The sequence below is a fragment of the Pedobacter nutrimenti genome (genome assembly GCF_003208655.1).
GTDB classification, from domain to species: domain Bacteria; phylum Bacteroidota; class Bacteroidia; order Sphingobacteriales; family Sphingobacteriaceae; genus Pedobacter; species Pedobacter nutrimenti.
In genome coordinates this window covers 121,780-142,288 of the sequence record NZ_QKLU01000009.1, presented here as the reverse complement: position 1 = coordinate 142,288, position 20,509 = coordinate 121,780, and the positions used below count along the sequence as shown (strand labels likewise).

12 protein-coding genes are annotated in these 20,509 nt (G+C 43.3%); 7 read left to right on the top strand and 5 right to left on the bottom strand.

The features are described from left to right. Window positions 1-206 precede the first annotated feature (206 nt). Window positions 207-2,771 carry an NACHT domain-containing protein gene (locus B0O44_RS21725; RefSeq protein ID WP_110834203.1) on the top strand — a complete coding sequence of 855 codons (2,565 nt, stop codon included), beginning with the start codon at window positions 207-209 and terminating at the stop codon, window positions 2,769-2,771. Between the two features lie 25 nt (window positions 2,772-2,796). Here the strand turns inward: B0O44_RS21725 and B0O44_RS21720 are convergent, their stop codons facing one another. From B0O44_RS21720 to B0O44_RS21705, 4 genes are read right to left on the bottom strand one after another with little or no spacing between them, the layout of a single operon-like run. Then, entirely contained in the window at window positions 2,797-3,651 is an 855-nt protein-coding gene (locus B0O44_RS21720; protein ID WP_110834202.1) for an N-acetylglucosamine kinase, read from the bottom strand. 18 nt (window positions 3,652-3,669) lie between these two features. Then, a complete protein-coding gene (locus B0O44_RS21715; RefSeq protein WP_110834201.1) occupies window positions 3,670-4,983 on the bottom strand; it encodes a TolC family protein in 1,314 nt (437 codons plus the stop codon). Then, window positions 4,970-8,083, bottom strand: a complete 3,114-nt coding sequence (locus B0O44_RS21710; protein WP_110834200.1) for an efflux RND transporter permease subunit — start codon at window positions 8,081-8,083, stop codon at window positions 4,970-4,972. Before B0O44_RS21710 ends, B0O44_RS21715 begins: the two co-directional genes overlap by 14 nt. A 9-nt stretch (window positions 8,084-8,092) precedes the next feature. Next, window positions 8,093-9,193, bottom strand: a complete 1,101-nt coding sequence (locus B0O44_RS21705) for an efflux RND transporter periplasmic adaptor subunit (RefSeq protein WP_110834199.1) — start codon at window positions 9,191-9,193, stop codon at window positions 8,093-8,095. A 200-nt stretch (window positions 9,194-9,393) separates the two neighbouring features. Between B0O44_RS21705 and B0O44_RS21700 the strand changes: the two genes are divergently transcribed. Further along, entirely contained in the window at window positions 9,394-11,181 is a 1,788-nt protein-coding gene (locus B0O44_RS21700) for a M61 family metallopeptidase (protein WP_245943767.1), read from the top strand. 306 nt (window positions 11,182-11,487) lie between these two features. On the opposite strand, the gene B0O44_RS21695 is transcribed toward B0O44_RS21700, so the two are convergent. After that, entirely contained in the window at window positions 11,488-11,967 is a 480-nt protein-coding gene (locus B0O44_RS21695; protein ID WP_110834198.1) for a hypothetical protein, read from the bottom strand. A 279-nt stretch (window positions 11,968-12,246) separates the two neighbouring features. Between B0O44_RS21695 and B0O44_RS21690 the strand changes: the two genes are divergently transcribed. The 5 genes from B0O44_RS21690 to B0O44_RS21670 all read left to right on the top strand — a co-directional run bounded on the left by B0O44_RS21690 (window position 12,247) and on the right by B0O44_RS21670 (window position 20,412). Further along, complete coding sequence (locus B0O44_RS21690) at window positions 12,247-14,190, top strand: DUF1800 domain-containing protein (RefSeq protein ID WP_110834197.1); 1,944 nt, start codon at window positions 12,247-12,249, stop codon at window positions 14,188-14,190. A 23-nt stretch (window positions 14,191-14,213) separates the two neighbouring features. Further along, the gene (locus tag B0O44_RS21685; protein WP_110834196.1) at window positions 14,214-15,491 is read left to right on the top strand and encodes a DUF1501 domain-containing protein; all 1,278 of its coding nucleotides are present in this window, start codon (window positions 14,214-14,216) and stop codon (window positions 15,489-15,491) included. A gap of 45 nt (window positions 15,492-15,536) precedes the next feature. Continuing rightward, window positions 15,537-17,309 carry an AMP-dependent synthetase/ligase gene (locus tag B0O44_RS21680; RefSeq protein ID WP_110834195.1) on the top strand — a complete coding sequence of 591 codons (1,773 nt, stop codon included), beginning with the start codon at window positions 15,537-15,539 and terminating at the stop codon, window positions 17,307-17,309. Beyond that, window positions 17,287-19,002 carry a gamma-glutamyltransferase gene (ggt, locus tag B0O44_RS21675; RefSeq protein ID WP_110834194.1) on the top strand — a complete coding sequence of 572 codons (1,716 nt, stop codon included), beginning with the start codon at window positions 17,287-17,289 and terminating at the stop codon, window positions 19,000-19,002. The genes B0O44_RS21680 and ggt overlap by 23 nt, the downstream gene beginning before the upstream one ends. An 81-nt stretch (window positions 19,003-19,083) precedes the next feature. Next, window positions 19,084-20,412: a DUF6089 family protein gene (locus B0O44_RS21670; protein WP_110834193.1), complete on the top strand. Its 1,329-nt coding sequence runs from the start codon at window positions 19,084-19,086 to the stop codon at window positions 20,410-20,412. Window positions 20,413-20,509 lie beyond the last annotated feature (97 nt).

The following is a 20,509-nucleotide window of genomic DNA, read 5'->3' as shown; positions in this document are numbered from 1 at the left end:
TTATTCATTATGGAATTTCAGGGCTGGTTTTCATTCATTTTGTTCATTATCATCCCTAAAAAATCCCTTAATGATGATAAAAACTTGGTGGATAAAGCTTTAGTGTCAAAATTTTGACCTTTTCAATTTTTTTAAGAAAACCAATATTTAATTTCTTTAGTATATATTAGTTAAATCTTATTGTTAACGCCCCCTATCACATTATTATGGATGAAATATCTATACTAAATGAACTGAAATCCCTGATACTCTCAAAAGCGGGAATTCGAACAGTGACTCCTGGAGATTGCAAACGCATCTCTATAGAAATCAGTAAAACATTAAATAAAAATGTAAGCGAAACCACCATTAAAAGGCTTTTTGGATTTGCTGCAGTTAAACATCATTTCTCCCAGTTTACGCTCACAACCCTGTTTGAATATGCCGACAGTGAGAAAATGATGAAAATGCTCACTAAAGAAAAGCCCAGGCCTGAAGGTGAAAAAGGGGCTTGGGAAAATCTGCGTTACTATGCCCATAAAGTCACAGACTTTAGCCTCAAAAGCATAAAGAACAGGTCTGCCTTACCCTATCACATGACCATTAGCAGAAAGTTTGCTGAACATGATTTCGAAGAATTTTATGCTGGTAAACATAGTTTTATGTCATTTATTTCTCAGCCTGGTTATGGGAAAACGACTTTACTTGGCCATTTGGTAGAGGATTTTTTCAGAAAAGAGCACGCACCTTATAAAAATTCAACCATTCTTTTTGTCAAAGCCGATAGTTTTTTCAACAAAGACAGTGCCTATTTCAGTCTGGAGGAACAGGTCCGGACCGCCCTGGGAATATCGCACAAAAAGGACCTCTTCAGTTACCTTCACCAGCTCCATCAGAATAACGGAGGAAAATTTATCCTGATTATAGATGGTTTTGCTGAAATGGTGCTCAATAAAGAAAAGAAAAACCAGCTTTTTGACAGCATACTTAGTTTCATTTGTGCCTTAGACAATACAGAACTGATTAAAGTGGTTTTGAGTATGCGATCCAATACCTGGATCCGTTTTTATGAAAGGATGCGCCATTCATCCTATCTTAAAGCTTCCTGGTTCCAGGGGAATTATTTTGATGTCAATGATGTGTCCAATGTTCCTCCGCTTACAGAAAAGGAAGTGGAACAGATCATTTCAAATACCGGTCATTTCGATACAGAACGGATCAATCCAAAGCTAAAGGCACAATTGAAATTTCCCTTCCATATCCATTTGTATTATCAGCTCAAAGAAGAAGATCCTTTTATCAGCTATTATACCAATATTGCTTTTTACGAACTCGTTTCCAGGTTCATCAAAGAGAAAATTTATAAATCCAATTATTACACCGAAAAGATCTTATTTTTAAAGAAGATCATTCAACTGACCAATTACGGTCAATCTCAGAATTTTGTGGCCAAAGATCTGCTGATTGCAGAATTGTCTGCTTTTAAAAATGCCTATATGGAGCTGGTCTCTGATGGCATTCTGATGGAGGAGAAACGTTACCAAAACCTGCACCCCAAAGAATTTGTCAGATTTGTACACCCGCACATTTTCGAATATTTTCTGTTCATCGAATTGCTGGAAAAATTTAACCTGAACGTGGGGCCTGATTTTCTGCAGGATATAGACAGTACGTATAGCAGCAACCATGTACGTTTTATTTTACTGCAATGGACCATTCGTTATATGGCGAAAATTGCCGATTTCAGTGGTTTGAGTAATGTGTTCAAACTGGAGTTGAACAATTATGAAAGAAATTACCTGATCCTGTTTATTGCGGAAAACCTGAAATATGTTATTAACCTGCATCCGGAATTAAAAACCGTTTTGCAGGAGCAGCAGCTGCATGAGGCCATTATTGCAGAACTGATTAGCTTCGATTTTGTTGATTCCTGCTATAAACAAGCCATTTCTGTGTTAATTGATATTTGCGATACAGAAGAAAATTGGCTGGTCTACCAGTCTATTTTGAGCACGCTGGATATTTTAAGCCTGGACCAGGATAAAATAAAAGCGAGGATCCTCCTGCTTGAAGAGCATAAGGTGCTTTGCTCGGGTTCCCTGTTTAATCCCCTGGAAGCCTTGCATCTGGCTTACCGGAAAAGCCGTAATATTCCGGTCGATCCCCGTAGTTTTTTAAATAAAATAGATGAATTTATCCTTTCGGGGGAGAATTTTAAGCGCAATGAAAGCAAGGACCCTGATACCCGCAGCGGCTTGATGTACCTCATGGTCCTGTCGGTTAATTTCCTGTTTGGAACAGCCGAAAAAGCGCTTAAAATTATTGAATCTATTCATCAGCTGCACCCAAGGATTTTTTACCAGCGCGCTCCCTTTTCTGCCTACCTGTTGCTGATGCTGGCCATCAATGCCAGCAAGTCCGTACATTGTGGTAAAATGGAAAAAATCAGACAGTTTATCTTTAAACTTTCCGATGGAAAACACCATTGTTTGTTTACAAAATACTCAGAGCTCTTGCTGATGATGCTGGATGCAGAACTTTGCAAGCAAAGAGGCGATTACCAATTGGGCATGCTCTATGCAGAAGAGGCCATTACGGTGGCCAAAAGAAATGACCTGAGCATTAACTGCATCTGGGCCTATAACTTGATTATAGAGATTTGCCTGAAATCGAATGACATGATCAAGCTCAATGAGTATAAAGTAGAGCGGATCAGTTTTCTGAGTGAACGGAAAATCCCGAAAGAATTGTTTCCGATCCCGGCAGAACTGGCTAAAAATACTTTTATCTGAGTTTAAAAGGCAAAAGGGGGCTGATTTAAGCGAGGATCCCTTCTTTCTTTAATATATAATTGTAAATACCTTCAATAGGTTTTTGAAGAATTTTACCTGCTTTTACCTCATTGGCCTGACAAACTTCCCGAAGAATATTCTGGTAATAATAAGCAATAGAACCTACAAAATGACAAGGCATATTTCTGTAGTTTTCATAGCCTTTGACATTGCTTTGGATAAACTCCTGAAAAACATCATAAATCAGCTGTGCAATAAAAGGATGCCCGGTATGGTTAACCATAAAACGGCTAAGGGAGGCCAGATAGGTATTCGGAAAAGGATTCTGATAAACATTGTTGATCACCGTTTCCTTATTGATATTGTATTCTTTTGCAAAAAGCACACCCAGTTCCTGTGGCATATGGCCATAAAGGTAACTGGTAATCAGTTTTTTGCCGAAATGGGTGCCGGAGCCTTCATCGCCAAGGACATAACCCAATCCGTGTCTGCTGTTGTGCACTGTTGTACCATCGAAATAAGAAATATTGGAACCGGTTCCCAGAATACAGGTTAAACCCTCCTGATCCCCGCAAGTTGCATAAGCCGAACCCATCAGGTCGTGTTCAACACTGATAAAAGCCTTTGTGAAAAACAGTGAAAGACCATTGGAGATCACTTCATGTTTATCCGGAGAAGAACATCCAGATCCAAAAAAGTAGATCTCTTTTACTTCTTCAGGATTAAAACCCAGGTCTTTTTTCTTTGAAAAAAGCTTAAAAATATCCTGGGCATTCAGAAAATAAGGATTAATACCTTGTGTGTTAAATCTAACAGGTTCCCCTGAGGTGTATCCCATCCAGTCTGTCTTGGATGAACCGCTGTCTGCGACTAAAATCATTTGATAAATTTAAACATCTTATTGGATATTCAAAGTCCCGCTGATTTCTTTTAAGCTGATTTCAGTAAGTTTGGCCTGATACTGAGCATCTAAAAATCTGGTGATGGCCTGAATGGAATTTTTTTGTGCTTCCCGAAGCTCCAGGGGTGAAATGCTTCCCAGGCGGTATTTATCCAAGGTAATGTCCAGGTTTTGTTTGGCGATCTCTACATTGGTGCTTTCCACTTTCAGTAAATCCAGATTGGTCAGGTAATTTTGATAGGTGGTCAGCAACTGCGCCTGTATGTTCTGCTTGGTCTTTTCCAGGGTCAGCTCAGAAGAGCTGATCTGCACTTTTGCACTGCGTTCATTCTGACGTTGCAGAAAACCATTAAAGATGTTCATACTGGCAGTTACCCCATAGGTGAAACCCTGTCCCCTGAACTTCTGGTTAAAGCCCGTTGGGTTGGTACTCCTGGAAAACTCATAGCCGCTGTTCAGCCCAACAGTAGGGTAACGTTGCCCCTGCACCTCTTTGAGGCTAAGTTCAGCAATTTTTTTATTGATAAATGCATTCTGAAGATCCGGGTTCAGGGTGGAAGTTTGTTGCTGGAGCAAGGTATAATTGATGTTCCTGTCGATGTCTATTTCTTCCTGGGTGCTCAGCGAAATACTCAGGTCCCTGGCCAGCACCTGATTGAGGTTAACCATAGCATTGCGAAGCAGGTTTTTTTGCTGCAGGTAAGCAGAGGTGTCGGTATTATAATCTACCGTTGCTGAAAGTACGTCCAGCCTGGAACCTTTTCCAATTTGAAGCTTGTTGTGGGCAATGCGCAGACGGAACCTGGAGATGTTCAGTGCACTGTCCGTTGCAATGACCAGGCTCTGTTGCCTGGTGATCGCATAATAGGCATTCACCACACTGGCTATCGTGGTTAATATGGCGGCTTTGCTATTGACTTCACCCAATTTTTGGAGTTCCTTTAGTTTGTCATAGGTCGCAAACATTTTGAAGCCATCAAAAATGGTCCAGTTCAGGGCGGCCCCATAATTCATATTCGTATTCCGAACGCCATTGGCTACCTTCTCGGCCCCTGTTGAAGTGGTTTGCACAGTATTCTGTTTGCTTCCCCCACCACTAAAAGTACCTTGAAGGGAGGGAAGGAAACCTGCATTTCCAGGATTGACATTGTTTTTTGCAATTTCCAGGTTGTTGCTGACCAGTTTGATGTCATAATTGTTCTGCAGGGCTATGGCAATCGCTTCTTTTAAGCTGAGCTTTTCCTGTGCCCGTACCGTCGTCTGTATGAAAATACCCAACAGGACCAGCAGGGTAAAATTAAATCGTTTCATGTTGTTCGCTTTCTAGTGCTGCTTTTAAAGAATCTTTCAGTTCGCTGTTTTCTTTGTGTTCTTTAGACCAGTAGGAATAAATGGCAGGAATCACAAAAAGGGTCAGGACCAATGAAAAGACGGTTCCACCCACAATGACAATTCCCATACCCATGCGGCTTTTTGCGGCAGCGCCCAGGGCCATGGCAATTGGCAAGGCACCTATAGCGATGGCCAGACTGGTCATCAGGATAGGCCTTAACCTGGATACAGCAGCTTCGCGGATGGCATCCTGCACGCTTTTGCCCTGCTCTTTGAGCTGGTTGGCAAATTCTACAATCAGAATACCATTTTTTGTCACAAGCCCGATCAGCATAATGGTTCCGATCTGACTGAAAATGTTCCAGCTCTGTCCAAACAGCCAAAGAGACAAGAAAGCACCGGCAACGGCCATTGGTACAGTTAAAATGATAATAACCGGGTCCTTAAAACTTTCAAACTGTGCAGCAAGGATCAGGTACACCAATAACAGGGCAAGGCCAAAGGCAAAAGAGGTGTTGGACGAACTTTCCTTAAAGTCCCTGGATTCCCCCCCAAGATCTGTAGAAAAAGTCTCATCCAGGACTTTGTCTGCAATCCTGTCCATGGCTGCAATTCCCTCTCCGATACTTTTACCCGGAGAAAGGCCCGCAGACACTGTTGCAGAAGTAAAACGGTTGTTCCGATACAATTGTGGCGGGCTGCTTTCTTCTGTGGCCTTCACCAGGTTGTCGATCTGTACCAGTTCGTTTTTATTGTTTCTTACGTAAACAGAACTCAGGTCAAGGGGGTCTTTACGGTTGGAAACCTCAAACTGCCCGATCACCTGGTATTGTTTCCCGTTCATGAAAAAATAAGAAAAACGTTGTCCACTTAAACCCAACTGCAAGGCCAGTCCGATGTCCTGAACAGAAACCCCAAGGTTTTTGGCTTTCGCCCGGTCAATGATCAGGTCAATTTCAGGTTTGTTGAATTTTAAGTTGACGTCTGAGGTGGTGAAGGTCGGATCTTTGGAAACCTCTTCCATAAACTGAGGGACTTTTTCTCTCAGTTTGGCAAAATTTTGTGCCTGAATAATATAATTGATCGGCAGACCACCCCTGCGGCCAACTGAAATGGTTGGTTGCTGCGTCACCACGACCTTCCCTTCTGTATATTTTTTGGTGGTTTTGGTCAGTTTTGCTGCAATTTCTGCCTGGGAGCGGTGACGGTCACCCGGATCGACCAGACCCATTCTTACAAAACCGCTGTTGGTAGAACCCGAGCCGCCGAACCCTGGTGAGGTAATGGTAATGTTTACTTTTTTCTCTGGTACCGAATCCTGGACCATTTGTGAAATTTTCATCATAAACTGATCCGTGTAAGCAAAGGAGGCGCCTTCAGGCGTGGTTACGTTCATGTTGATGGCACTTCTGTCATCATATGGCGCGGTTTCTTTAGGCAGAATTTTCCAGAACAAAACAATCAGGCCCACGCAGACCACCAGGATCGGTACGGCCAGCCATCTTTTATTCAGGAAGCGGTTTAACCGTTCGGCATAAGCGTCGTTCAGTTTAATGAAATAAGGTTCGGTAGCTTCATAAAACCTCGATTTTTTATGCCCTGTTTTTTTCATCAGGTAAGCATTCAGCATCGGGGTAAGCGTCAGGGATACAAAAGCCGAAATCAGTACCGCGGCACCAATGACAATTCCAAATTCCCGAAACAGCCGGCCCACAAAACCCTGCAGGAAAATAACGGGTAAAAATACCGCGGCCAGTGTAATGGAAATGGAAATTACTGCAAAGAATATCTCATTTGAACCTTTAATGGCAGCCTCAAAAGGAGAATAACCTTCCTCCACTTTCTTGAATATATTTTCCGTGACCACAATCCCGTCGTCCACCACCAGTCCGGTAGCCAGTACAATGGCCAGCAAGGACAATACATTTATGGAAAATCCAAAAATGTACATAATGAAAAAAGTGAACACCAGGGATACCGGAATATCGATCAGCGGACGGAAAGCAATGGCCCAGTCCCTGAAAAACAGGTAAATGATCAAAATTACCAGCACCAGTGACAGAATAATGGTTTCAGCTACCTCTGTCACCGAGTTTTTGATGAATTTGGTGTTGTCCAGTGAAATGTTGAGTTTGATGTCTTTTGGAATGTCTTTTTGCAGTTGTTCAAAACGTTTATAGAACTCCTTGGAAATGTCCAGGTAATTCGCACCGGGTTGAGGGACCAGTCCGACGGCCACCATAGGTTTGCCGGATTCCCTTAAAACGGTTTCCTCATTTTCTGAACCCAGAACCGCATAACCGATGTCTTTTAACTGGACCACATGATCAGAATCGTTTTTAATGATCAGGTTATTGAATTCGGTTTCATTGGTTAGCTTCCCAAGGGTTTTGACCACCAGTTCGGTACTTGCACCGGTAATTTTTCCGGAAGGCAGCTCTACATTTTCCCGGTCCAGCGCAGCGACAATATCCTGGGAGGTTAAACCATAGGCGGCCAATTTATTCGGGTCAATGCGGATCCGCATGGCATATTTCCGTTGCCCCTGTATTTGCACGGTGCTCACACCGGTAATGGTCTGAAAACGGTCGGCAATGACATTTTCTGCATAATCACTCAGTTGCATCACATTGCGCTGATCGCTTTGAATGGTCATGGTGATCACCGCGTCTGAATTGGCATCGGCTTTACTCACCACCGGATTGCCGTCTATATCTTTGGGTAAACTTCTGGCGGCCTGTGAAACTTTGTCCCTTACATCATTGGCTGCATCGTCAATGTTTTTGTCCAGGTTAAACTCAATGGTAATGTTACTGCTGCCCTGGTTACTGGAGGAGGAGATGTTCCGGATCCCGTCTATTCCATTAATGGATTTTTCAAGTGGCTCGGTGATCTGTGATTCGATGATGTCTGAATTCGCCCCCGGATAGGAAGTCCTTACAGAAACAACTGTGGGGTCAATATTCGGATACTCCCTGACCCCAAGGAAATTATAACCGATCACCCCGAAAAGGAGGATCATCAGGTTCATCACGATGGCCAGAACCGGTCTTTTTATGCTGGTGGTTGATATGCTCATGGGAGGGTCTTAGTTTTTAACCAGCTTTACTTTTACTTCTGCATCGGGTTTGAGTGCCATGGCACCGGTGGTTAAAACGGTATCGCCCGGCTGAAGTCCCGAGGTGATAACGATCGCATCGGCAGTACGGGTGCCCGCTTCAACAGGAACCTGTTTGGCTTTTCCATTTTTACTGATGTACACCGTTTTTCCTTTCAGGACGGGAATAATGGCTTCATTAGGAATCAGAATGGCATCCTGTAAGGTCAAAAGGGAAAGTTTTATTTTTGCAAAAGCCCCGGGTAAAAGTTCACCTTTCGGATTTTGGGCCAGCGCTTTGATTTGCAGGGTACGGGTTTGGGTGTTGATGCCTGGTTCTATGGCAAATACTTTACCGGTATAGGATTTGGCTGCCCCTTCGGTTTTAAAGGAAATGTCTGAATTGTTTTTGATCTGACCCACATATTTTTCCGGAACAGAAAAGCTGATTTTAACCGGATTGGTGCTCAGCAGGTTGGCAATAACAGTTGTTGGTGTAATGTAAACCCCGGAAGAAATAGAACGAAGACCTATTTTGCCACTAAATGGCGCATATATAGAGGTTTTTGCCAGCTGGGCACGGATCAGTTGAGTTTGTGCTTTCAGGGACAAAAGGTCTGCCAGGGAAGTGTCGTATTCTTCCTGGCTGATGGCCCCTTTTTGCAGCAGCTGTTTTGCGCGGTTTTCATTGGCTGCAGAAAGTTTCTCCTTGGTAAGCGCCTGTTGCAATTGTGCCTGTATATCGCGGTCATTAATTTTTACCAGTAAGGCCCCTTTACGAACTTCTGTGCCTTCTTTAAAATAAATACCGGTCACCAGGCCCGGGACCTCGCTTTGTAAAGTAATGGCCTCATTGGCGTCTATGGAACCGGTTACTTCTATGTCACTGTTAAAGGAGGTGGTCCTGACGACAACTCCATTTACATTTAGGGTTTGTCCGGCACCGCCTTTGCCTTTGGATGCGCCCTTTGCTGAACCTTTACCTCCTGTTGCTCCATCGCCCTCCAGTTTTTTGTTGGCCGAGATGCGGTAATAGACCAGATAAAGGAGTCCGGCTGTCAATAAGCCATAGATGATATATTTAAGTTTCATACAAGTGTTTATCCATTTTTAAACTGCAAAATTATTTAAATAAGTTACTGTGTTGTGCTTGTATTAAGTATGTTACAGCGCATCAAAGTATTTCAGGTCAAAAAGAATAATAAGTTCTAAATTTGTGCCTGCCGGGGAGAAGCATAAACGAATATGCAAGGGGAAAGATAATCAATAACACGAATAAAAAACAGGTATTAATGAAGAAATCATTAGCAGGATTAGTAGTATTGCTAGCTATGGGTATGACAGCAAGATCACAGGTTAAAATCGGCTTTGAGGTAAGTTTTAAAGAGCCTCAGGCACACTATGCAGAAGTGGAAATGAACATTTCCGGTTTGAATAAAGAGTATGTGGATGTAAAAATGCCGGTATGGGCCCCTGGCTCTTACCTGGTTAGGGAATTTGCCAAACAGGTAGAAGGTTTTAATGCTTCAGCAGCAGGAAAGTCCCTGAAATTTGAAAAGGTAAGAAAGAACATCTGGAGGGTACATCTGGCAAAGGCTGCAGCGGTTAAAATTAACTACCGGGTTTATGCCTTTGAAATCTCTGTGCGTACCCCTTTTATTGATGATACGCATGCTTTTTTATCTTCAACAGGGATTTTTATGTATCCAGAAGGAATGCTTCATTTGCCGAGCACAGTGAAAATTGTTCCTTTCAAGGGCTGGGATAAGGTCTCTACTGGCTTGGAGCCGGTTTCAGGAAAAAAATTCACCTACCGTGCCGCTGATTTTGATATTTTGTTTGACAGCCCGATTGAGGTTGGAAACCAGGATGTTTTTGAGTTTAAAGCTGCGGGTGTGAAACATGAGGTGGCCATGTATGGGGGCGGAAATTACGATGCGGCCCGTTTGAAAACAGATATGGCAAAAATTGTGGAAAAGGCAACCGCTGTGTATGGGGAGAACCCGAACAAACACTATACGTTTATTGTCCACAATTATGAAAAAAGCGGAGGCGGACTGGAACACCTCAACTCGACCGTTTTAGGGGCATCACGCAACCAGTACAATACTGAAAAAGGTTACCTGGGCTTTCTGAGTCTGGTGGCCCATGAGTACCATCATTTGTGGAATGTCAAACGCCTGCGTCCGGTTGCTCTGGGGCCTTTTGATTATGACAATGAAAATTACACCACCAATTTATGGGTAGCCGAAGGTTTTACGGCTTATTATGAAAATAAATTCATGTTGCGTGCCGGATTTATTTCTCCGGAAGTGTTTGTGCAGACTTTGGCAAAGGCAGTTTCGGATGTAGAGAATACACCCGGTGCGAAAATCCAGTCTGCGGCGGCTTCCAGTTATGATGCCTGGATCAAATATTATCGTCCTAATGAGAACTCGAATAATACCGGTGTTTCCTATTACAGCAAAGGTGAAGTGGTTGGATTGCTGATGGACCTGGAAATTGCAAAGGCAACCGGTGGCACCAAAAGCCTGGACGATGTCATGAAAGCCATGTATCTGCAGTGTAAAACCCTGAAAAGAGGGTATACGGATGCCGAGTTTAAAACTATGGTCGAAAAAATCAGTGGAATCAGTTTTACTGATTTCTGGGCAAAATATGTAAATGGAACACAGGAGACGGCCTATGGGCAGTATTTTGGCTATGCCGGGATAAAGGTCAGGAATGAAAACGAAGGAAAATCGACTGCTTATCTGGGCATTGCATCAGTTAAAAAGGAGGGCAGAATTTTTATTTCTGCAGTTTCGCGTCATTCAGCTGCCTGGGTGGACGGTCTGAATGTAAACGATGAGCTGATTGGTGTAGATGGGATTCCCGCAGAATTGGGTGTAGAGAAATCTGCTTCTATTCTTGGTAAAAAACCAGGGGATATTATTCAGGTTGATGTGATCCGGGATGGTTTCAAAAAGACAATTCCGGTTACCTTAAAAGCCAATCCAAATATTAACCTTTTGGCCGTGGCGGATGAAAACGCAAGCCCGGAACAATTAAAAGTAAGGGCCGCCTGGATGGGAAAATAACCTGCTACAGATTTTACATAAAAGATAAAAAAAGAGGACTGCATTGCAGCCCTCTTTTTTTATGACCGCAGACAGAATGTTAAAGAATCGAAAGTTTAAGAATTCTTCTGAAAAAACTAGGTGGCAATAGAATAATTACAAGGTAACAACACAACAAAAACTATATAAATGACCCTGTTACCACCCTGTTAAGACCCTGTTAGCACCTTGTTACCACCTAGTTTTTTTTAGACGACTTCTAAACTTTCCTATACAAAAACAGGACGCCTTTTGAGCGTCCTGTTTTTGTCTGTAAAGCTTTGTTTTCTAAAAGGTAAAACGGATGGATAAACCCAGTCCGGAAGCGTCGAATCCTGTATCCGGGGCAAGCTCTAAAGCTGGTTTCCAGTCCAGGGACAAATTGATGGGGGCATCTTTAAATTTATAGTCCAGGCCCAAAACACCATCGACAGAAAGATAAAGATCACTTGAACTTGTTGGTTTGTATTTTACAGAACCCAGGGAACCACCAAAACCATAATACCAGCCCAAACCCGGAGCATCAGCAATCGGATTGTAGATTTCGTATAAACCAGTTAAACGGAAGTAATTGTAATCGTGTGTGGATCTGAAATTGGCAATAATGTCCAGCATTTTGTCTGCTCCAACACTGGTTTTAAAAGTTACCCCATTTGCAGCCCCGAAGCGTCCCCCGATTGCATTTTTATAATTTTGTGCATTGGAAGAGGAATAAAATGCTGCAGTGGCAATAAAAGTCAGGCATAAGATAGTAAAGAATTTTTTCATTTTTTTGGGGTTGTTTTTTACGTTAGGGGAAGGCTTTCAATGAGCTGTTGATGTAAAAATTGAAATTTAATCCCTTTTTAATTTGTAGCCTTTAAACAAATATTGTGCCGCTGCAAGCAAAAGGAAGCCTCTAAATTCAATTAAATGAAGGTGCTGCCTTTTAAAATATCTTAAATTTAAAATCGTTTATAGAAATTGGCTAAACCATTTGCTTTGTTAATTGTCTTAATCTCAGGTGTTAAAAAACGATCTAACGGTTAAATTCAAAAGAATCCTAAAATGAAAGCATTTTCCAAATTTCTATGCTCCGTTTTTCTGCTGTTGTTGTCTGTCCTGTTGTTGTCTTCCTTTTTGTCGGGACCATCATCCGCAAAAAGGGCAGTATCGTTCCCTTATAAACATGGCGGTTTAAACAAACGGCAGGCAGCGGCCTATTTACTGAGCCGGTTTACCTATGGAGCAAAGCCAGGACAAGTTGACCAGGTGCTTTCAATGGGCCTGGAAAATTGGTTTAACCAACAACTGGATGCCGGTTTACCAGACGATTCACTGAATAAAAGATTAAGCAGCTACGATGCACTGAATTTAAGCAATGCAGAAGTGCTGAGTAAATATCCTCCGGGTTTTGTAGTTGTACAGATGGCACTTAAAGACAGTGTGATCAGCAAAGACTCTGTTGGAAAGGCTGTTGATAAAAAAGCATACAACAACCAGATTCAAGCCTATATGGTGAAAAAAGGCTTGAAATCTGATCAGGAACTCTACAAACAATTTATATCCCAGAATATTTTAAGAGCAGCCTATAGCAACAACCAGCTACAGGAAGTGCTGACAGATTTTTGGTTCAATCACTTTAATGTTTCCTTTACCAAAGGAGAATGTGCGCAATTTATACCGGCTTATGAACGGGACATTATCCGGCCAAATGCCGCAGGTAAATTTGATCAGTTGCTGCTGGCCTCTGCCAAATCTCCGGCCATGCTTTATTTTCTGGATAATTTTACCTCTCAGGGTGCGCCAGCCCCGCCCGCCCCGGCGATGAATATGATGATGGCTACAGACGCACAGGCAAAAAACAAGGCGCAGCCGGTCCCTGCCGCAAAACCTAAAAATGTTCCGGGGCTTAATGAAAATTATGCCAGGGAAGTGATGGAATTGCATACCCTGGGCGTAGACGGAGGCTATACCCAGGCAGATGTGACCCAGGCCGCCCGGGTATTGACAGGCTGGACCATTTATCCGATCAGCAGTATTGGTTACGGTAGTGCCATGAAAGCCCTGGTGACTAAAATTGGAGAAAACAATCTGGCGGCGAAAGGCTTTGTGCATGAGGGTGATTTTTTATTTACACCAAACCGGCATGATAAAGGTGAAAAAACGGTATTGGGTAAACATTTTGAAGCCAATGGCGGTTATGAAGAGGGGGTAAGCTTGCTGGAAATGCTGGCCCACCATCCCTCTACAGCCAAATTTATTTCCAGAAAACTGGCCGTCCGTTTTGTAAGTGATAACCCTCCGGCAAGCCTGATCAATAAAATGGCAAAAACATTTACCACACAAGATGGAGACATTCGTGCGGTCCTAATGACCATGGTCAGTGCACCTGAATTCTGGGATACAAAAGCGCTCAGACAAAAAACAAAATCACCATTTGAACTGGCAATTAGTAGTGTAAGGGCATTAAATGCCGATATACAACAACCCTATCAATTGTTCAACTGGGTTTCCAGAATGGGACAACGAATTTATTATTACCAGGCCCCTACCGGTTTTCCGGACAGGGGACAGTACTGGATCAATACAGGAGCCCTGCTGAACCGGATGAATTTTGGTCTGGCACTGGCTTCCGGACGTATTCCAGGGGTGCTGCTGAACCTGGGGGCACTGAACCCGGATAAAACTGCAACAAATGCAGAGGCGGCCATGATGACCTATAGTAAAATTATGATGCCGGAACGGAATATGGACCAAACCTATAAAAGACTGGTCCCTTTGTTGCAAATTCCTGATGTGGGGGCTAAAGTAAACGGTCCGGGCACTAATGTCCCGGTCAGCTCTGCTCCCCTGAGTCCTGTCTCCAATAAGTTTTCGGGTATGGATGCGGTTTCAGGTGCAGAAGAAATGAATGAGAAAAAGAAAGAAATGGCACCGGTACTCAATAACAATGTGCTGGCGCAGGTAGTGGGTATTCTAATTGGATCCCCGGAATTTCAAAGACGTTAATTGTAAATCATAAGCAAATCATCATGACATCTAGAAGAGGATTTTTAAAATCAGGTGGACTGGCCCTGTTGGGTATAGGCTTAATGGGTGGAATTCCAGCCTTTATCGCGGAAGCGGCAGCCAGTGAAAAAGCTAAAAATTTATATAAAGGCAAAAAAACGCTGGTTTGTATTTTTCAGCGGGGGGCGATGGACGGACTGATGGCGGTAACCCCTTTTACCGATTCCTACCTGCAGGCAGCAAGGCCGACCTTATTTGTTTCGGCGGCTAAAGGAGCAGCAACAAAACCGTTGATCGATCTGGACGGACGTTTTGGCCTGCACCCGGCCATGGCTTCCCTGGAGCCTTTATTCCGCGATAAACGTTTGGCCATTGTCCATGGGATCGGGTCGCCCAATAATTCCAGGTCCCATTTTGATGCACAGGATTATATGGAATCGGGAACACCTTTCCGTAAAGGGACTTCCAGTGGTTGGCTCAACCGGGCGGTAGGCTTGCTGGGCCATGACGGGGCGGGGACGACCCCCTTCACTGCGGTGAGCATTACGTCCTCGCTGCCCCGGTCTTTTTATGGAGATAATCAGGCTGTCGCAGTGAGCAATTTACAGGATTTTGCACTACAGATGCGGGGCAACCCTAAAGGGAATACCCTGGTTTCCCAGAGTTTTGAAGACCTGTACGACCAGACTTCATCAGATCTTTTAAAAGATACTGGTAAAGAAAGTTTTGAAGCGATGAAAATGCTGCAGAAAGCAGATACAAAAAATTATAAGCCATCAGGAGGAGCTGTCTATCCAAATTCAGCCCTGGGAAATTCCCTCAAACAGGTTGCCCAGCTGATTAAAATGAATGTAGGGCTGGAGGTTGCTTTTACAGAGTCGCAGGGTTGGGATACCCATTTTAACCAGGGGGCAGATACAGGCATTTTTGCAAGAAATGTAACAGACCTGAGCGACTGTATTACAGCTTTCTGGACAGATTTGGGGACTTATCAGGACGATGTGACCCTAATGAGTATGACCGAGTTCGGACGAACGGTTCACCAGAACGGAACAGGTGGAACTGATCATGGCCGGGGCTCCTGTAATTTTATTTTGGGTAATGATGTTAATGGGGGACTGGTGCACGGAAAAGTGGCAGAACTGGCGGTGGAGAACCTGGAAGATGGAAGGGATTTGCCCGTTACCACTGACTTCAGGGCTGTATTTAGTGAGGTGGCAGACCAGCACCTGTCTTTAAATAATGACAAAGTATTGTTTCCTGATTGGAATGGAACTAAAGTTGGAGTGATGCGGAAATAGAGAATTTTATTTCCTAGATTTGAGAAGCAACTTAGTTAAAATTTTATGTCAGTAAGCATCACAAGAGTATTCGATCTCCTCCAATACAATTTGGATAAATTCCCTAAAGATGATTTTGTAAGCGGAAAAACAGCAGGTAAATGGCAAAGCTACAGTACACGTGAGTTTGTGGATATTGTAAACGATTTGAGCCGGGGTTTGGTACATAAGGGACTGGGTAAAGGTTCTCGTATTGCAGTCATGTCACACAACCGGCCTGAATGGAACATGACCGATTTTGCCATCATGCAGATTGGGGCTTATCAGATCCCGTTGTACCCGACTTTAGCAGAACATGACATCCAATTTATTCTTAAAAATGCTGAAGTCAGTGTCATTTTTGTAGCCGATGAAGCACTTTATAACAAAGTTAAAGCTGTTGTTGCAGAATCAGGACAAAAAATAGATATCTATACCATAGATGAAGTAAAAGGCGCAGCACACTGGAAAGAACTTACTGAAGCTGGTGCACAACATCCTGAAATTGATCTGGACAGTTATAGAAATGCGGTTACCGCAGATGATATCCTGACTTTGATTTATACTTCGGGGACAACCGGCACACCTAAAGGAGTGATGCTGACTCATGATAACCTGGTCAAAAATTTTGAAAACTCAGCAGTACTATTGCCCGAGGGATTGGAAAAAGGTTTAAGTTTTCTGCCCTTATCGCATATTTTTGAACGGATGATTGTCTATCTGTATATCTACTCGAATGTGAGCATTTATTATGCAGAAAGCATGGATACCATTGTCGCCGATATTCAGTACGTGAAGCCAAATTCTTTTTCTACAGTACCCCGTTTACTGGAAAAGGTATATGAAAAAATCATGGAAAAAGGAAAAGAGCTCAAAGGAATCAAAAGGGGGATCTTTTTCTGGTCTGTAGCACTGGCTGAAAAATTTGAAACCAAAAGAAGCTGGTTTTATGATTTTAAACTGGGCATTGCCCGTAAACTCGTTTTTAAAAAATGGCAGGAAGCCCTGGGTGGTAACATCATTGTCATTGTATCGGGTGGTGCAGCTTTAAATCCCAGGCTGGCCCGGATTTTCTGGGCAGCGGGGATGCCGGTTTTTGAAGGTTACGGGTTGACAGAAACCTCTCCGGTGATTACGGTGAACCACTTTGACAACACCATGTTTGGAACGGTGGGACCTGCGATTAAAGGTGTGGAAATAAAAATTGCCGAAGACGGTGAAGTACTGGCCCGTGGACATGATATTATGAAAGGGTATTATATGCGGGATGACCTGACTGCCGAAACCATTGATGCAGATGGCTGGTTCCATACTGGGGATATAGGTGAAATTGTAGGGGGTAGGTTCCTTAAAATTACAGACAGAAAAAAAGAAATCTTTAAAACCGCGGGGGGTAAATATGTAGCACCCCAGATGCTGGAAAATAAATTCAAAGAAACACCTTTGGTGGAACAGGTAATGGTGTTGGGAGAAAACCGTAAATTTCCAGCAGCACTGATTGTCCCAAATTTTGTAGCCTTAAAAACTTGGGCCGGAAAAAAGGGGATTACCTACACTACAGATGCGGAAATGATTAAAAATCCGCAGGTCATGGAAAAATTTGAGCAGATTGTGGCCTTCAGTTCCAAGGATTTTGGCAAGTGGGAACAGGTGAAGCGTTTTACCTTACTGGAAAAACAGTGGAGCATTGATGGCGGGGAGCTGACACCAAAACTCAGTTTGAAAAGAAAAGTGATCCTGGAAAAAAACAGTGCGGTTATTGAGAAAATCTATAAAGATGCGGAAAATTATAAAGCGTAATTCTTTTGTCCTCTGGGCAGTTTTATTTGTTGGTCCAGTGGTGTTTCCAGGTTGTGCGGGCGGGCAGCTGGGGCAAAAAAATAGTGTAGAGTTCCGCAACGGAATGGTGGTTTCTGCAAAAGAGCAAGCTTCCAAGGTCGGGGTTGACATTTTGAAAAAAGGTGGAAATGCTGTGGATGCGGCAGTAGCGGTGCAATTCGCGCTGGCAGTAGTGTACCCTAATGCGGGGAATATAGGCGGGGGTGGATTTATGGTATACCGTTCGGCTAAAGGAGAAGTCAATACACTGGATTATCGGGAAAAAGCAGCTGCAGGGGCATCAAGGGATATGTACCTGGATGCCCAGGGACAGCCCATTGTAGATAAGAGTTTATACGGAGGCCTTGCGGCCGGTGTACCGGGTTCGGTTGCCGGTATGGTGGAGGCCCATGAGAAATATGGGAAATTAAAATGGGCAGTACTTCTGGAGCCAGCCATAGCACTTGCGGCCGATGGCTTCCAGCTGAGCGAAAGACAGGCCCGGGAATTAAATGAGCTGCATGACCGTTTTACCGAGCTGAACCCTTTGGGAACGGCACTGGTGAAAAAAGGAAAATGGGCCGCTGGGGATAAACTGGTGCAGAAAGAACTTGCACATACCCTGGAGCTGATCCGAGACCAGGGAAGAAAAGGTTTTTACCAGGGGGCTGTAGCCGATTCTATTGTTGCAGAAATGAAACGCAGCGGAGGGATTATTACCGCCCAGGACCTAAAAAATTATCAGGCTGTGTGGCGGAAGCCGGTTACCGGTAATTATAAAGGCTACAAGATCATTACAATGCCGCCACCTTCCAGTGGAGGTATTGCACTGGTACAGTTGTTGAAATCGGTGGAGTCTTATCCGCTGAAGAGATGGGGGCATAATGCCGACTCTACGGTACAGTTGATGGTGGAGGCAGAACGCCGTGCCTATGCAGATCGGGCCAGTTATCTGGGAGATCCGGACTTTTATAAAGTGCCTCAGACAGCGCTCACGAGTGAGGCTTATATCAAAAAACGCATGTCGGGGTTTAACTGGAACAAGGCAGATTTGAGCACGGTGGTTAAAGCCGGTGAAATTGGCCCGGCAGAGCATGAAGAGACGACCCATTATTCCATCGTGGACCGGGAAGGAAATGCGGTTTCCATTACCACGACCTTAAATGGTTCTTATGGTGCCTGCGTAACGGTCAAAGGCGCGGGCTTTTTGCTGAATAATGAAATGGACGATTTTTCGGTTAAACCAGGTGCACCGAATATGTATGGTCTGGTGGGCGGTGAGGCCAATGCAATTGCAGCAGGCAAGCGGATGCTCAGTTCCATGACCCCGACGATTATTGAAAAGGATGGAAAACTTTTTATGGTCGTTGGAACGCCGGGAGGTTCCACCATTATTACTTCTGTTTTTCAAACCATACTGAATGTTATTGAGTTCGATAAGAGCATGCAGGCGGCGGTAAGTGCAAAAAGATTTCATCACCAATGGCTTCCGGACGATATCGAAACTGAAGACAATGCTTTGGACAGTCTGACGGAACAAAAATTAAAGGCAAAAGGTTACTTGATCAAACCCAGGGGCCCGATTGGAAGAGTGGATGCTATTTTGCACACTCCATGGGGCTACTATCAGGGAGGGGCAGACCCAAGAGGCGATGATACGGCGATAGGCTGGTAAAAGATTTCAACATTTCAACAAGTTTCACTAATTTTTGAGAATTGGTACGGTTTTTATTCATATACCAAGAAAAAATTAATTATGAAACAAAATCTATTTAAATGCCTTCCAGTAGCTGTAGCTGCAATATTGATCGGTAACTCCGCGCAGGCGCAGGAACCGGTTAAATCTTCGGCCACGTTAAATACCTGGTCAATAGGCGTAAACGCGGGTGTGCTTACCCCTATTTCTCCATTGGGCGGAGAAAATGATTTCTCTAAACACTCCAGCAGCCTTGGTTACGGATTGTATATCAAAAAACAATTTACACCTTATTTCTCTTTGAGATTAGACGGGGTAAGAGGTAAATTAAAAGGAGACAACTCTGAAGCTTACAAAAGTGGAGCAGTTAACAACAACGGTATCAAAAGTTTTGAAACCAATTTAACCTGGTCAGGAAGTTTAAATGCTGTGGTGAACCTGTTTAATATTGACATGTTCCAGAAAGAAAATGCATTACAATTGTATGCTTCTGGTGGTGCCGGTTTAGCGGGTTATAAACCAAAAGTTACTTCGAATGCCGGAACAACGGTTGATTATGCAGGTGGTAAAACCATTAAAGAATTAATTATTCCGGTGGGTATCGGTGCTAAATTCAGGGTATCTGAAAAAATCAACTTTGATTTAGGCTGGACTGTGAACTTTGTGGATGGTGACAACCTGGACGGTGTACGTCAGGGAAGAGCTAATGACAAATACAATTACGCTTATGCAGGTTTAGAATTCTCTCTGGGTAGCGGAAAACAATTGGCTTGGCACAATCCGGTAGCTTTAACTTACGAAGAAGCTTTGTCGGCAAAACAAACTGCTAATGCTTTAAAAGGTGACCTTGATGCTGCAAAAGCAGACAATGCACGTTTAAGATCAGAAATGGCTGACCTATTGAAAGACAGCGATGGTGATGGTGTTGCTGATAAACTGGATAAATGTCCAAATACACCTTCAGGAACTGTTGTTGATGGTTCAGGTTGTCCATTAGTGGTTCCTGCTCCAGTGATCAAAGAAAAAGTAATCGTTACAGAAGCCGATAGAAAAATCGTTAATGAAGCGATCAAAAATCTTGAATTTGATTTAGGAAAAGCAACCATCAGAGCAAAATCTTATCCAACTTTAAACAGGGTAGCTGCTTTATTGGTAGAGAAAAACTTTAGCCTTAAACTGGCTGGTCATACCGATAACACTGGTTCTATGGCTTTAAATTTAAGATTGTCTAAAGACAGAGCAGAGTCTGTGAAAGCTTACCTGGTTTCTCAGGGTGCAAATCCTTCCAGAATTGAAGCGACTGGTTATGGTCCAAACCAACCAATTGCAACAAACAAAACTGCTGCAGGACGTCAGAAAAACAGAAGGGTAGAATTTACTTTATACTAGTCTGTAAATAACAGTTTTAGAAAGCTGCATCTGAAAGGATGCAGCTTTTTTTTATGCTTTTTTTTGACAAAATTATGCTTGCTTTAAAAGTTAATAT

What these genes read in the sequence shown, in the direction of transcription:
- B0O44_RS21685 (WP_110834196.1), top strand. Translation starts at nt 14,214, where the DNA reads ATGACATCTAGAAGAGGATTTTTAAAATCAGGTGGACTGGCCCTGTTG.
- B0O44_RS21725 (WP_110834203.1), top strand. Translation starts at nt 207, where the DNA reads ATGGATGAAATATCTATACTAAATGAACTGAAATCCCTGATACTCTCA.
- B0O44_RS21670 (WP_110834193.1), top strand. Translation starts at nt 19,084, where the DNA reads ATGAAACAAAATCTATTTAAATGCCTTCCAGTAGCTGTAGCTGCAATA.
- B0O44_RS21720 (WP_110834202.1), bottom strand. Translation starts at nt 3,651, where the DNA reads ATGATTTTAGTCGCAGACAGCGGTTCATCCAAGACAGACTGGATGGGA.
- B0O44_RS21700 (WP_245943767.1), top strand. Translation starts at nt 9,394, where the DNA reads ATGAAGAAATCATTAGCAGGATTAGTAGTATTGCTAGCTATGGGTATG.
- B0O44_RS21710 (WP_110834200.1), bottom strand. Translation starts at nt 8,083, where the DNA reads ATGAGCATATCAACCACCAGCATAAAAAGACCGGTTCTGGCCATCGTG.
- ggt (WP_110834194.1), top strand. Translation starts at nt 17,287, where the DNA reads ATGCGGAAAATTATAAAGCGTAATTCTTTTGTCCTCTGGGCAGTTTTA.
- B0O44_RS21705 (WP_110834199.1), bottom strand. Translation starts at nt 9,193, where the DNA reads ATGAAACTTAAATATATCATCTATGGCTTATTGACAGCCGGACTCCTT.
- B0O44_RS21690 (WP_110834197.1), top strand. Translation starts at nt 12,247, where the DNA reads ATGAAAGCATTTTCCAAATTTCTATGCTCCGTTTTTCTGCTGTTGTTG.
- B0O44_RS21680 (WP_110834195.1), top strand. Translation starts at nt 15,537, where the DNA reads ATGTCAGTAAGCATCACAAGAGTATTCGATCTCCTCCAATACAATTTG.
- B0O44_RS21715 (WP_110834201.1), bottom strand. Translation starts at nt 4,983, where the DNA reads ATGAAACGATTTAATTTTACCCTGCTGGTCCTGTTGGGTATTTTCATA.
- B0O44_RS21695 (WP_110834198.1), bottom strand. Translation starts at nt 11,967, where the DNA reads ATGAAAAAATTCTTTACTATCTTATGCCTGACTTTTATTGCCACTGCA.